This window comes from Labrenzia sp. THAF82 (assembly GCF_009363435.1).
Classification (GTDB): Bacteria; Pseudomonadota; Alphaproteobacteria; order Rhizobiales; family Stappiaceae; genus Roseibium; species Roseibium porphyridii.
The window spans coordinates 5,390,297-5,403,482 of the sequence record NZ_CP045354.1 but is presented as its reverse complement, the minus strand read 5'-3'; the positions used below and the strand labels follow the sequence as shown (position 1 = coordinate 5,403,482).

At 55.7% G+C, this 13,186-nt stretch carries 13 protein-coding genes; 6 read left to right on the top strand and 7 right to left on the bottom strand.

The features are described 5' to 3' along the window. Positions 1 to 55 precede the first annotated feature (55 nt). From FIV00_RS24740 to FIV00_RS24720, 5 genes are all read left to right on the top strand, one after another. Positions 56 to 1,714 carry a nitrite/sulfite reductase gene (locus tag FIV00_RS24740; RefSeq protein ID WP_152503243.1) on the top strand — a complete coding sequence of 553 codons (1,659 nt, stop codon included), beginning with the start codon at positions 56 to 58 and terminating at the stop codon, positions 1,712 to 1,714. Then, on the top strand, positions 1,701 to 2,462 hold the full coding sequence (locus FIV00_RS24735) for a phosphoadenylyl-sulfate reductase (protein ID WP_152503242.1): 762 nt from the start codon (positions 1,701 to 1,703) through the stop codon (positions 2,460 to 2,462). Before FIV00_RS24740 ends, FIV00_RS24735 begins: the two co-directional genes overlap by 14 nt. 34 nt (positions 2,463 to 2,496) lie before the next feature. Then, positions 2,497 to 3,030, top strand: coding sequence for a DUF934 domain-containing protein (locus FIV00_RS24730; protein WP_152503241.1), 534 nt, complete (start codon positions 2,497 to 2,499; stop codon positions 3,028 to 3,030). Positions 3,031 to 3,403: 373 nt separating this feature from the next. Next, on the top strand, positions 3,404 to 4,006 hold the full coding sequence (locus FIV00_RS24725) for a TetR/AcrR family transcriptional regulator (protein ID WP_152503240.1): 603 nt from the start codon (positions 3,404 to 3,406) through the stop codon (positions 4,004 to 4,006). 1 nt (position 4,007) lies between these two features. Further along, positions 4,008 to 4,889 (top strand): SDR family oxidoreductase, encoded by an 882-nt coding sequence (locus FIV00_RS24720; protein WP_152503239.1) that lies wholly within the window; start codon positions 4,008 to 4,010, stop codon positions 4,887 to 4,889. Between the two features lie 189 nt (positions 4,890 to 5,078). Here FIV00_RS24720 and FIV00_RS24715 read toward each other — a convergent pair whose 3' ends face one another. The 7 genes from FIV00_RS24715 to FIV00_RS24685 form a co-directional block, all read right to left on the bottom strand. After that, positions 5,079 to 5,486, bottom strand: a complete 408-nt coding sequence (locus FIV00_RS24715; protein ID WP_152503238.1) for an MAPEG family protein — start codon at positions 5,484 to 5,486, stop codon at positions 5,079 to 5,081. Between the two features lie 57 nt (positions 5,487 to 5,543). Then, positions 5,544 to 5,927, bottom strand: coding sequence for a VOC family protein (locus FIV00_RS24710; RefSeq protein WP_152503237.1), 384 nt, complete (start codon positions 5,925 to 5,927; stop codon positions 5,544 to 5,546). Between the two features lie 110 nt (positions 5,928 to 6,037). Further along, positions 6,038 to 7,285 (bottom strand): RNA polymerase sigma factor, encoded by a 1,248-nt coding sequence (locus FIV00_RS24705; RefSeq protein WP_152503236.1) that lies wholly within the window; start codon positions 7,283 to 7,285, stop codon positions 6,038 to 6,040. Continuing rightward, positions 7,254 to 7,646 carry a YciI family protein gene (locus FIV00_RS24700; protein WP_152503235.1) on the bottom strand — a complete coding sequence of 131 codons (393 nt, stop codon included), beginning with the start codon at positions 7,644 to 7,646 and terminating at the stop codon, positions 7,254 to 7,256. The genes FIV00_RS24705 and FIV00_RS24700 overlap by 32 nt, the downstream gene beginning before the upstream one ends. 175 nt (positions 7,647 to 7,821) lie before the next feature. Further along, positions 7,822 to 9,216: an aspartate aminotransferase family protein gene (locus FIV00_RS24695; protein ID WP_152503234.1), complete on the bottom strand. Its 1,395-nt coding sequence runs from the start codon at positions 9,214 to 9,216 to the stop codon at positions 7,822 to 7,824. Positions 9,217 to 9,258: 42 nt separating this feature from the next. Then, on the bottom strand, positions 9,259 to 10,665 hold the full coding sequence (locus FIV00_RS24690) for a glutamine synthetase family protein (RefSeq protein WP_247649278.1): 1,407 nt from the start codon (positions 10,663 to 10,665) through the stop codon (positions 9,259 to 9,261). A gap of 166 nt (positions 10,666 to 10,831) precedes the next feature. Further along, entirely contained in the window at positions 10,832 to 11,539 is a 708-nt protein-coding gene (locus FIV00_RS24685; protein WP_209006701.1) for a GntR family transcriptional regulator, read from the bottom strand. 164 nt (positions 11,540 to 11,703) lie between these two features. On the opposite strand from FIV00_RS24685, the gene FIV00_RS24680 reads away from it, so the two are divergent. Then, the gene (locus tag FIV00_RS24680; RefSeq protein WP_152503232.1) at positions 11,704 to 13,092 is read left to right on the top strand and encodes a glutamine synthetase family protein; all 1,389 of its coding nucleotides are present in this window, start codon (positions 11,704 to 11,706) and stop codon (positions 13,090 to 13,092) included. Positions 13,093 to 13,186 lie beyond the last annotated feature (94 nt).

Here is a 13,186-nt window from a genome sequence, read left to right as displayed (position 1 = left end):
CAGGACCTTAAACGGGCAGCGCCTGAAACGGCAGCGCCCAGCCAGGAGTAAGAAGATGTACCGTTACGATGAATTCGATGCCAGCTTCGTTAACCAGCGCACGGAGCAGTTCAAAGACCAGGTGCGGCGCCGGCTGTCGGGAGAACTCAGTGAAGACGAGTTCAAGCCGCTGCGTTTGATGAATGGCCTTTATCTCCAGCTGCACGCCTACATGCTGCGGGTTGCGATCCCTTACGGAACCCTCAATGGCCGGCAGATGCGCAAGCTTGCCCACATCGCTCGGACCTACGACAAGGGTTACGGCCACTTCACCACCCGTCAGAACATTCAGTTCAACTGGCCGAAACTGGAAGACACGCCAAAAATCTTGGAAGAGTTGGCCGAAGTGGAGATGCACGCGATCCAGACGTCGGGCAACTGCATTCGCAACGTGACTGCAGATCATTTCGCGGGTGCTGCGGCTGATGAAATTGCTGATCCGCGCCCCTACGCAGAAATCTTGCGTCAGTGGTCCTCGCTGCATCCGGAATTCTCCTTCCTGCCGCGCAAGTTCAAGATCGCGATCACGGGTGCGCCCAATGATCGCGCCGCTGTTCAGGTCCATGACATCGGTTTGCAACTGGCACGGAACGCCGAGGGTGAGATCGGCTTTGTTGTCTTTGTTGGCGGTGGTCTTGGCCGCACGCCCATGATTGGCCGCAAGGTGCGTGATTTCCTGCCGGAAGAGGATCTTCTGGCCTATTCCGAAGCGATCCTGCGCGTCTATAACCGCTACGGCCGCCGGGACAACAAATACAAGGCGCGCATCAAGATCCTGGTTCATGAAACCGGATTGGATGAGCTGAAGGCTGATATCGAAGCGGAATTTGAAAAGATCCGTTTCGGTGTGCTGCGATTGCCTGATGAGGAAGTTCGCCGGATCGAAGCTTACTTCACACCGCCACCGCTTGAAGTCGGTGCTTCGACATCTCAAGCCGTGGAAGCTCGCAAGGCTTCTGATGCAGCTTTTGCGCAATTCGTGGTGCACAACCTCAACCCGCACCGGGTGCCGGGTTATACGTCGGTGACACTGTCCATGAAACCGATCGGTGGCATCCCAGGCGATGCGTCGGATGCGCAGATGGACGTGATTGCAGACCTTGCAGAGAAATACGGTCAGGATGAAATTCGCATTTCTCACGAGCAGAATGTCATTCTTCCGCACGTCAAACTGGAAGATCTTCCGGCTCTGTTCGATCAGCTCGTGGCAGCCGAAATTGCTGAAGGCAATGCAGGCCTCGTTACCGACATCATCGCGTGCCCGGGCATGGACTACTGTGCGTTGGCAACTGCCCGCTCCATTCCGGTTGCACAACGTATTTCCGAGCGTTTTGGTGCCGCTGGACGTCAGGCGGAAATCGGAGAGTTGAAGATCAAGATTTCCGGCTGCATCAATGCCTGTGGCCACCACCACGTTGGCCACATCGGCATTCTTGGTCTGGAAAAGAAAGGCGAGGAATTCTACCAGGTCACGCTTGGCGGTTCCGCGAACGAGAATGCATCCATTGGCGAAATCGTCGGACGCGGTTTCTCGTCTGATGAAGTGGTCGATGCGATTGAAAAACTGGTCGACACCTATGTCGATCTCAGATCCGGCAAAGAAGAAACCTTCCTGGAGGCCTATCGCCGGGTCGGGGAGGCACCCTTCAAGGAGGCTCTTTATGGGGCTGCATGAGACATTCAGCCTCGGTGTTGATCCGGAGCTGGGCCTTCAGGCGGAAGTTGCCACTCTGAATGCCCAGTTCGAGGATGCGACGGCGCAGGAAATTCTGATGTCTTCCATCCGGCATCAGTTTGCCGGTGATATTGCCATGGTTTCAAGCTTTGGTGCGGATTCAGCGGTGCTTCTGCACATGGTCGCACAGATCGATCCATCAACACCGGTTCTGTTTGTCGATACGGTCAAGCTGTTCCCGGCCACGCTGCTCTACCGCGAGGAGCTGATCGAGACACTGGGCCTGACGGATGTGCGGACGCATAAACCGTTGCAGGAAGAGCTTGCCAAAAGCGACCCGGCCGGAATGCTCTGGATGACTGATACTGACGCTTGCTGCCACATGCGCAAAGTCGTTCCGCTGGAACGGGCACTGAGTGGATTTGGGTCCTGGATCTCAGGTCGCAAACGTCACCAGAGCTCCACACGCTCCAATCTCGACACGTTCGAAATCGATGATGGCCGCGTGAAAATCAATCCGCTTGCTGATTGGACTGCCACCGAGGTTCTGGACTACGCACAATCTCATGATCTTCCACCGCATCCACTGGTCGCTCAAGGTTATCCGTCGATTGGGTGTCTTCCTTGCACAAGCAAGGTTGCACCGGGCGAGGACCCGCGCGCCGGGCGTTGGCGCGGCCAGGACAAGACGGAATGCGGCATTCATTGGCCAACGCATGGCAAAGAAATTGACGGTAGTGGCATCTAACAGTTGCCGGGATACGAATTTGAGGACGCAAGAAATGGCTACGATCTACAAGGACGGTGAGTTTGTCGAAGAAACCTGGAACCGCGCGGATGCGGAAACAGGTGAAACGATTGAAGGTGATGCGATTGTTCCGCTTTCGCTCTTCGTCGAAGAGGCAGACAGGTTTCTGACCCGCTCAGCGAAGACTGCCGTGCTGGTTGAAGCTGGCGATGACGTTGAGCCCTTGCAGCCGCATCTCGACCGACTGGCATTCGTCGCAGTTGATTTCCCGAGTTTTGCTGACGGCCGCGGGTTCTCTGCCGCACGCGTTTTGCGGGAGCAACTGGGCTATCAGGGCGACATACGGGCTGTTGGCAAATACATTCTCGACCAGGTTCCCCTGGCCCGTCGGTGCGGCGTGTCCTCGTTCGAGATCTCAAAACCAGAAGTCTTGAAGGCCTTGAAGGCCGGTGAATGGCCTGAAGTCACAAAATACTTGCAGCCTGTCGGAACCGTTGAAGAAATTCCAGTCGGTACTCGCCCTTGGGCGCGCCGGTCCTTCCGCGACGTTGCGGTTGCCGCCGAGTAACAAGATTCAGTCTCCCGGTTTGTGCCAAAACCGGGGATTAATGTCTGTAACAGGTGCGCACTGCGTTCTCGCGCACCTTCAGATCTATAAAGTTTGACCCGGTTACAGGAAGCTGTAACCGGGTTTTCTTTTCCGTTTTTTTGCAGCGAGAGCAATACAGCGCGTCAAGATGTTTGTACTGACAGGTAGCCCAAGCCTTTGTTTCTAATTTGAATTTGAAGAAGTCGCTCTCTTCATCCAACTGATAACGCGAGTGTGAGAGTCCTGTCGATTGACAATAAATAGACCGGTCTATTATTTATTGAGCTACCGATAACAGCCTCTCGCCCAACCACCTCCCTGGCGCATCTGCTTTTTTGGAAAGTCTGAACAAATGGCACGAACTCGAAACGAAGCCGCATATGAAACCGCCAGAAGCAAATTGTTGGACACCGGTCTGGATTTGATCCGGGAAAACAGTTTCGCCAGCGTTGGTATCAACGATGTCTTGAAAGCTTGTGGCGTTCCAAAAGGGTCTTTTTACCATTACTTCGACACCAAGGAAGCTTTCGGCATCGCGGTTGCCCGTCACTACAACGCACAGGAAGTGGCAACCGCGCAGAGCATTCTTTCTGACGTTTCGGTACCACCTCTCAAGCGCCTGAAATCCTTTTTTGAAGGAGCCCGCCAAGGCATGAAGGATCGTGCCTTCGCGCAGGGTTGTCTGATGTGCAACCTGTCGACGGAGCTTGCAGATGAAAAACCGGAGTTTCAGGCTGAGCTGGACACGCATTGGCAGGCAATGGTTCGCGAGTTGACGGCTTGCCTGAAAGAAATGGACACATCCGACATCGGCCTTGGCCATCTCTCTGCCCATGAGGCTGCGGACTGGCTCATGAATTCGTGGAGTGGCGCGCTGACCAGAATGAAGGCGTGCCGCGACGACGAACCCCTGGCGCTTTTCATGCGCACAATCTTCAAGAATGAAGGAATTTGAAATGGCAGCTCCGAAAACCGTTTTGATTACCGGCGCCAGCCGAGGGATTGGTCTTTTGACCGCCAAACGTTTGGCGGACCGTGGGCACGTGGTCTATGCAGGCATGCGGGGACTGACAACACGAAACGAGGGAGCCGCCGCTGAACTTGCGGCATATGCCCCAGGCGCTTCCGGAACGATTGTCCCCATCGACCTTGATGTAACCGATGCGACAAGTGTCGACAGAGCTATCGAGGGCATTGAAAAGGATCGCGCGATTGATGTCCTGGTGAACAATGCCGGCGTGATGCCGGTCGGCCTGACCGAGGGTTTCACCATGAAGCAGGCAGAGGATCTGTTCGACGTGAACGTCTATGGCGTCATGCGGACAACAAAAGCAGTGCTTCCGCAAATGCGGAAACGTAGAACCGGTCTTGTTGTCAGCCTCAGTTCGGTAGCTGGCCGGTTTGGCATGCCGTATTTCGGTCTCTACTGTTCCAGCAAATGGGCGATGGAAGCCTATTGTGAGGCTTTGCACTACGAGCTTGAGCCATTCGGCATTGAATCGGTTCTCGTGGAACCGAGCGGTCACGGCACCGACCTCGTAACAACGGCACCGGCACCGGGAGATACAAGCACGGTGGGAGAATATGGCGATCTCTCAAATGGGCGAGACCGTTTGCTCGGCATGTTCCAAGGCATGTTTGATCAACGAGATGCGAGCACGGATGCCAACAATGTGGCAATGAAGATAGTTGAACTTGTGGACATGGACGGCCCTCGTCCCATCCGCACACAGGTTGGCCATGACATGGGCGTTTCCGCACTCAATGATGCCGTCGCTCCCATCCAGGCAGAACTCGTGAACAGTCTGAAGCCGATCTATTCCGGGGCAGCACAATAAGCGTACTGAATTAGGTTTGCTGAAATCTCAAGCATGTTTTGGAATGGAATAGGCCGCATGGTGCGTAGAGTTCGCATATGACCTTTAAGCGCCGCGAGGGATATCCTTCGCGGCGTTTGTTCTGATCAAAGCTTGAAACTCAAAATGCAGGTTCGGCAACGTGCATTCCGCCTGCAGCTCTGGACAGGCTCAAGCGCTGACGCCAGCGAGCGCCCACAGGACAAAGCCTGGGAAAATGAGCATCGGTGCAAGCGTCAGCAACATGCCGACGGCTCTGCCGTTGCCAAACCCGGAATTCACCAGTGTGCCGTAGTGAACGAGCCTGCCCAAAAGAAGGGAACAGCCGCCAGCCCAGAGAAGTGAGGTTGGAGCTCCGCAATATTCTGCGGCAGCCATTGCAAGCAACACGATCGGAACCGTTTCGGTGAAATTCCCGTGCGCGCGCATACGCTTGAGCAGCAGTTCATCGCCGCCATCCAGAAAATGCGTTTCCGTTTTCAGACGCCGAAGACCGACGGCAACCGTCATGGGGATCTGTACCAGCGCCAATAGGGCTATGAACAAGAGTGTCACTGGAAATGTAGAAACAATGTTCATGTCAAAACTCCTTCGGGAGTAGGGTGGCCGACCGGTCTGATCGACCCACCGGGACGCTTATTCCGCCGAAGGCGCTTCATAGGTGATCAGGGCGATTACGCCGCCAACCGGATCAACAAGTGTTGCCATTCGGCCGACACCTGGCACGCTCATCGGCTCGCTTGCGATTGTTGCTCCGAGTGACTTGGCCTTTTCAATGCGTGCATCAACATCATCGACCGTGACGTATGGCAGCCAGCGGGAGTTGTCTGACTGTTCGGGTGGAAAACCACCAATCTTTTCGTCGCCATTGGCAATCACCGTGTAGGTCATGCCGGGCATTTCCATCTCTTCCGTGCCCCAGCCCAGAAGGTCTGTGTAAAACGCTTTGGCTTTTGATCCGTCGCCGCTGTGCAGCTCCATCCAGCTGAAGGCACCATGTGTTTGCATCGGATTGCTCATATCTCTTGTCCTCGTCGTTTGAAGTCCACCTGAAATGGCCAGGTGTTCTAAGAACGAATGAAGTTCGGCGATTCCGACAGGGTGTCGTATTTTTTTGAAAAAAGCAGGCGTCAGGCGCCTTTGGAGAGTTTCCGCAGTTTCTGTTCTATGTGCAGCCGTTCAGCATCCGTGCCTGCCAGATCAAAGGCGCGCTTCAAGGCATCATAAGCGTCCTGTGTGCGGGCGAGGTCCGTCAACAGCGAGCCTTTGACTGCAAAATAGCCGGCATATCTCTCAAGCGATGACTGTAGACCGTCCAGTCTTTCAAGTGCGAATTCCGGTCCGTGAAGTTTGGCAAGCACAACAGTATGATTGAGCGCGACCACGGGTGAGGGGCGAATGTGCTGCAGGGCTCGATAGAGCCGTTCGATTTCTTGCCAGTCTGTCTGGTCATAGGAAACTGCACGTGCGTGCGTGGCCGCAATGGCTGCTTCGATCTGAAGGTGACCAGGCTTCGCACGACGCAAGGCTGCTTCGAGAAGAACGGTTCCTTCAGCAACCAGTTTCCTGTCCCACAGGGATCGGTCCTGCAGTTCCAGCGTCACCGCCTGGCCGTCGGCCGTCAGCCTTGCAATTCGTCTGGAATGCTGGATGAGGCAGAGGGCGAGAAGACCGCGCAATTCCGGTATTTCGGGAAAGAGGCGCACAAGTAGCCGGGCAAGGCGGATGGCCTCTTCACACAATGGTTCCTTAATCAGGGCAGTTCCCTGAGAGGCGGAATAACCTTCGTTAAAAACAAGGTAAATCGCATTGGCGACGGTACTCAGGCGGTCGGCCCGTTCGGCGGCATCAGGTTCTTCATAGGAAAGTCTGGCGGCCTGAAGCCGTTTCTTCGCACGCGTGATCCTTTGTTCCATTGTCTTTGGCTGCACCAGAAAAGCACGGGCGATTTCTTCCACCGTCAGACCTGCGACAACCTTGAGCGCAAGGGCAATCTGCTGGTCGCGGCGCAGCACTGGATGACAACACGTAAAGAGGAGCCGCAGGATATCGTCGCGGTAGACAGAACGATCAAGCGCTTCCGTCAGGTCTTCTTCCGGATTGTTTTCTTCAAGTGCCGGTTCCAGATCTTCCGGCGCTGATAGGGTTTCCCTTCGCCGTTTGCGCAGTGCGTCTATGGCGGAATTCCGACCGGTGACGATCAGCCAGGCAACAGGATCCTTTGGCAGGTCGTGTGATTGCCAAATGCGAACCGCCTTGAGGGAAGCTTCCTGAAAAGCATCCTCGGCAAGATCAATGTCGCCAAATGCCCGGTTGAGCGCAGCCAGAACGCGCGGACGGGCCGCTTTAAGATGCGTCGATAACCAGGCGCTCGGCATTCTGGAAGTCTGCCCCTTCGAAATAGGCTACAGGTCGGATCTCGACGCGGCCGTTGTCAAAAGGCAGTTCTTTCACGGCCTCGATTGCGTCTTCCAGGTTGGCCGTGTCAATCAGGTAGAAACCCATGAACTGCTCTTTGGTTTCTGCAAATGGCCCGTCGGTAACGACAAAGTCGCTGCTGTCCCTATTGACCGTGACAGCCGTTCCAGTCGACATCAGCTTGGTCGCCGCAGCAAAGGTCCGGTCGGACTTGGTGCGTTCGTGAAACGCCCCATGCTTCTTCAGGATTTCCTGATGCTCTTCCGGTGAAAGCGCGTCGTAGAAATCTTCACTGCCGTAAATCAAAACGGAAAAGAGCATTGCTGAGTTCCTCCGGTTCCCTAGGTTCGATCAAGGGACGTTTGTGCCTCAGCTTATCCGACAGGATGGGTCAAGAAAATCTCCGGAACGGTGATTTGTTGCAGGGCTTGTTTCATCCTGTCTATCAACACGGCACGAGCAATGGTCGTCTCGAAATGTCGATGAGAAGTTTTTCCTATCCCAGCCACCCGTCACGCTTCAGGATCTGATGTGTGTCATCAAGGGTTTTTGAGGCGGTCTCGATCAGGAAGTCGGCTTCTTCGTGGCTAAGCACGAGTGGCGGCGAGATGATCATACTGTCACGGACAGCGCGCATGACCATGCCGTTCTGGAACGAGGCATCGCGGCAAATGGTGCCAACGGTTCCAACATCCTTGAACGGTTTGTGAGGGGCGTCTTTGTTTGGAACAAGCTCCAGAGCTCCCATGAGCCCGGTCATGCGGGCTTCACCGACAAGAGGGTGTTCACCCAGTTTTCGCCAGCGTTCCTGCAGATAGGGGCCGATATCGTCTCTAACTCTTTCAACGAGGCCTTCGCGTTCAACGATTTCAAGATTGGCGAGCGCAGCAGCTGCGCAAACGGGATGCCCGGAATAGGTATAACCGTGGTTGAAGTCTTCACCCGCGTTCATCAGCCCTTCCGCAACGCGATCAGACACCAGGACGCCACCCATTGGCAGATAGCCCGAGGTCAGGCCTTTGGCGATTGGCATCAAGTCGGGTTCCATGCCGTAATAAGATGATCCGAACCAATCACCGAGACGACCGAAACCGCAGATGACTTCGTCGGACACAAAGAGAATGTCTCGTTCGGCGAGTATACGGCGGATTTCAGGCCAATAGGTCTCAGGTGGAATGATGACGCCACCGGCCCCCTGGATCGGCTCGGCAATAAAGGCGGCCACCTTGTCTTCGCCGATTTCGTCAATCGCCTGCTCAAGCTTGCGGGCGGCGGCAATGCCGAAATCGTCCGGGCTCATGTCGTGGCCTTCGCCAAACCAATAAGGCTGATCGATATGATGAACACCCTGAACCGGCAGGTCACCCTGCTTGTGCATCGCCTTCATGCCACCGAGGCTGGTGCCGGCGAGTGTTGACCCATGATAGCCGTTCCAGCGGCCGATGATCGCCTTCTTGTCCGGCTTTCCCTTCATGTCCCAATAGGTTCGCACCATGCGAAAGACCGTGTCGTTCGCTTCAGACCCGGAGGAACAATAAAACACCGTGTTGATATGCTCTGGCGCGAGCTTGGCCAGTTTTTCAGACAGGGCAATCGCCGGCGGGTGGGTGGTCTTGAAAAACGTGTTGTAATAGGCAAGTTCGTTCATCTGCTTGAAGACCGCATCGGCGATTTCTCGCCGTCCATGGCCAACTTGTACGCACCAGAGACCGGCCATTCCGTCAAGGATCTTCTTGCCGTCAGAATCCGTCAGCCACACGCCATCGGCATGCGTGATGATGCGGCTGCCTTCTTCGTTGAGGCTCTTCATATCCGAAAAGGGATGCCAGTGATGGGCAGCATCAAGCTCCTGCAGAACCTTGGTCGGATAGATGTTGGAATGGGCCGTCATGGCGTGAACTCCAATGGAATGAAATTGGCGGGATCGAGGAGGTCAAACATTGAGCAGGAGATATTCCCGCTCCCATGCACTGATCACTGACATGAAGGTTTCGAATTCCTCATATTTGATCGCCCTGTATGTCGCGACGAACTGCTCGCCAAAGACTTCGACCATCTCCTCGGACTTTTCAAACTTGGCCACGGCCTCCGGCAAGCCGCGCGGCAGCGACCTTGCTCGCTCGGAGCAATCGTCCGATTTGGGGGCGTCAGGCTTCAGCTCGTTGATGATGCCGAGATAGCCACAGGCAAGACTGGCGGCTATGGAAAGATAAGGGTTCGCATCGGAGCCGGGGATCCTGTTTTCAAGCCGCCTTGCATCAGCGCTGGAATAGGGAACCCGCAGCCCGACTGTGCGGTTGTCGTAGCCCCAATAGACGTTGACCGGAGAGGTCGAGGTCTTGGAGAACCGCCGGTAGGAATTGACGAAGGGCGCCATTATACAGGCGACCTTGGGCAGATATTTCTGGTGACCTGCAATGAAAGACAGGAAAGCCGGTGTCTCTTCACCATTGTCCCCGGCAAAGATGTTCTGGCCCGTCTGACTGTCGAGCACGGATTGGTGAATATGCATGGCCGATCCGGGTTGGTTCGACATGGGCTTGGACATGAAGGTGGCGTACATGTCATGCCGCAGCGCCGCTTCACGGATCGTGCGTTTGAAAAGGAACACCTGGTCGGCCAGCACGAGCGGATGGCCGTGGCGCAGGTTGATCTCCATCTGCGCTGCGCCTTCTTCGTGGATCAGAGTGTCGATCTCAAGGCCCTGTTTTTCGGACAGGTCGTAAATGTCGTCGATCAGATCGTCGAATTCATTCAGGGCGGAAATGGAATAGGACTGCCGCCCCACCTCAGGACGGCCGGAGCGCCCGCGTGGCGGCTCAAGAGGGTAGTCCGGATCAGTGTTCGGGCGAACCAGGTAGAATTCGATCTCTGGCGCGATGACAGGGTTCCAGCCTTTGTCCTGATAAAGCTTGAGGATGCGTTTCAAGACGTTGCGTGGCGCGGTTTCAACGGGCGCACCGTCTCGGGTATAGGCATCGTGGATCAGTTGAGCGGTCGGGTCGGCCTCCCAAGGAACCGTGGTCAGTGTGCTGTAGTCGGGACGAAAATAGAGATCGCCATCGGTCGGGTTATGTTGAAACCTGTCGTCGTCTTCCGGGTAGTCGCCGGAAATGGTTTGCGCGAAGATTGAGGCAGGCATGGTCATGACCGAACCGGAGAAGAACTTCTCGGTCGGCATCATCTTGCCACGTGCCACACCGGCAATATCGGGAACCACACATTCGATATCCTGGATATTGCGGGCATGCAGCCAGTCGCGCGCTGCGTCGACATCCGGGACACCCCGAAGACTGTCGACGGGATTGGCGGATTGGCTGCCTGGGTTGTCTGCGCTCACGTGAAGCTCCAATGGTCTAATGCGGTTTCGCGGCAGACTGGGCGGGGTGACCTGGTTGATCGGCCCGGAGCCGACCGCCGAATTCACGTTTGGAAAGGTCATCGCCTGCGCGAACGTTTAATTTGTGATCACAAAATGACATGGCCTGACGGAAGGATCAACAGGCTCATGCGTCCGTAAGAATTTCCTTGCCCAGCAACCCCATGCCGTCGCTGATGTCGGCTGTCACTGCCGACCGGAGGGCAGGCCCGTTTTTCTGTTCAATTGCACGAATGGCCTCCTTGTGTCGATCTTCCAGGTTCGCCGTGCCGACGCGCCCATAGACCGTACGCATGAATGGCGCGAATTGCAGCCAAAGGCTGTCGATCAACGGCAAGAGCACCTTTGACAGCGACGCTCTGTAGATCCGGAAATGAAAGGCATGGTTAAGCCTCATGTAGGCTTCGGCATCGCCGCCGATCAGATGGCGGTCAATCTCGTCATCGATTGAGATCAACGCCTTAACGTCCAGCGTCCTGAGATGAGGCAATGCAAGCTCTGCAAGTTCCGGTTCAAGCAACAAACGCGCTTTTAGAAGTTCGTCGAAACGATCTGGCGTCATGTCGGGCACCTGCACACGGCCATTGGGTTTGACTTCCAGCGCATTTTCCGCCGCCAGCCTTTGCAGGACTTCGCGCACAGGCATCGGGCTGACGTCAAGCTCTGTGGCGAGCCCGCGAATTGTTACCGCCTTCCCAGGAATGAAGCGGCCGGACAAAAGACCATTGCGCACCGAGTGATCGACCTGTTCACGCGTAGCGCCCCGTTTGCTTGGAACGGGACTTCCGTCCCTTTTCTCAATGCCTGATGGCCATGCAGTTTGCCGGACGGACAAGGATGGTCTCCAATCAGCCAAATGAAATCGCTGCTCGATCTGCCTTGACAGGGTTTTCCGAAAGTGATCACATTTTTGAAAAGGACGCAAACAAAAGCTGTCGGTATGGTCATGACGTGGAGTGACCTCGCGGTGACAAGGCAAGGGGCGTAACAGAGCACTCAATGAACGAGCTTCCCCATCAGATCCTGGAACACCCTGCGGAGCATGGATGGAAGGCCGGATTTGAAGCCTTCCTGGCTGCTCACCCGGATCTGGATACGCTTGAAGTCATCCTTCCCGATACCAATGGGGTCCTGCGTGGCAAGTGGCTGCCGGGCTCGGCCCTGCCGAAAGTATTCGAAGGCGGCGTTGCCTTCCCCTATTCACTGTTTGGTCTTGATGTCTGGGGCCGGGAAGTTGAAGCAACCGGCATGCATCTGGAAACAGGCGACAAGGATGGCGTCTGTTGGCCCATCCCCGAAACCCTCAAGCTGGTTCCCTGGGCGGACCGCAAAACAGCACAGGTTCTGCTGTCGATGTATGACCGCGACGGCGAGCCGTTTCTCGCAGACCCGCGTCATGTACTGGAGAACATGGTCGCACGCCTGAAATCCGAGTACGGCGTCTCGGCAACCTGTGCCTTTGAACTGGAGTTCTATCTTTTCCAGGAGAGTGACGGCGATTGGACCGAACAGCCCAAACCGTTGTTTTCAACGCACCTTGGTCCAGCTCGCCAGAACATGTATGCCTTGTCCGACCTTGAAGCGCTGCTGCCGGTTGTCGACGATTTGCGCAAGGCCTGTGAAGCGCAAGGCATACCGGCTGATGCCGCGGTTTCTGAAGCAGCGCCCGGGCAGTTTGAATTGAACCTGCACCATCGCCGCGACCCCCTGCTTGCTGCCGATGATGTTGTACTCCTGCGCCGCCTTGTGGCCGGTGTTGCCAGAAAACACGAACTCAAAGCTTCATTTATGGCCAAGCCGTTTGTGGAATGGCCAGGCAACGGAATGCATGTGCACGTCTCCATGGAGGATGAGAATGGCAACCTGTTCGCCGACCCGGAAACGGGAGGCGAGCGACTTGGATATGCCATCAACGGGCTGCTGAAAACCATGCCTGAGGCACTGTTACTGTTTATCTCGACCTTCAACGGCTTCCGGCGCATGCAACCGGGATCGTACGCGCCGGCGTCGATCTGCTGGGGCTATGACAACCGCTCGGTTGCCTTGCGTGTTCCAGCTTCCAGTCCTGAAGCCGCGCGTGTGGAGCACCGGATCGCCGGAGCCGACGCCAATCCGTATCTTGTTCTGACGGGCATTCTTGCCGGGATGATGGAAGGGCTGACCTTGCAAAAGGATCCGCCGGCACCTGTCACCGGCAATGCCTATGAAAAGCGGAAGAAACGGCTGACACCGTGGATGGATGAAGCCATCGATGCGTTTGAAGCGTCCAAGCTTATGAAAAAAGCTGTCGGCAAGGAAATGCACAAGGTGCTGACGGAGATTAAAAGAGAGGAATTGAACGAATTCGGGCGGGAGATCTCGTCGCTGGAGCGCCAGACCTATTTGTGAGCTGACGCTGCACAAAATCGGCGCTGGACAAAATCCGGTGCCATCGCCAATCTGCAGGACAGACAAGATGCAAAAAGCGCGAATGTCCGTTTTT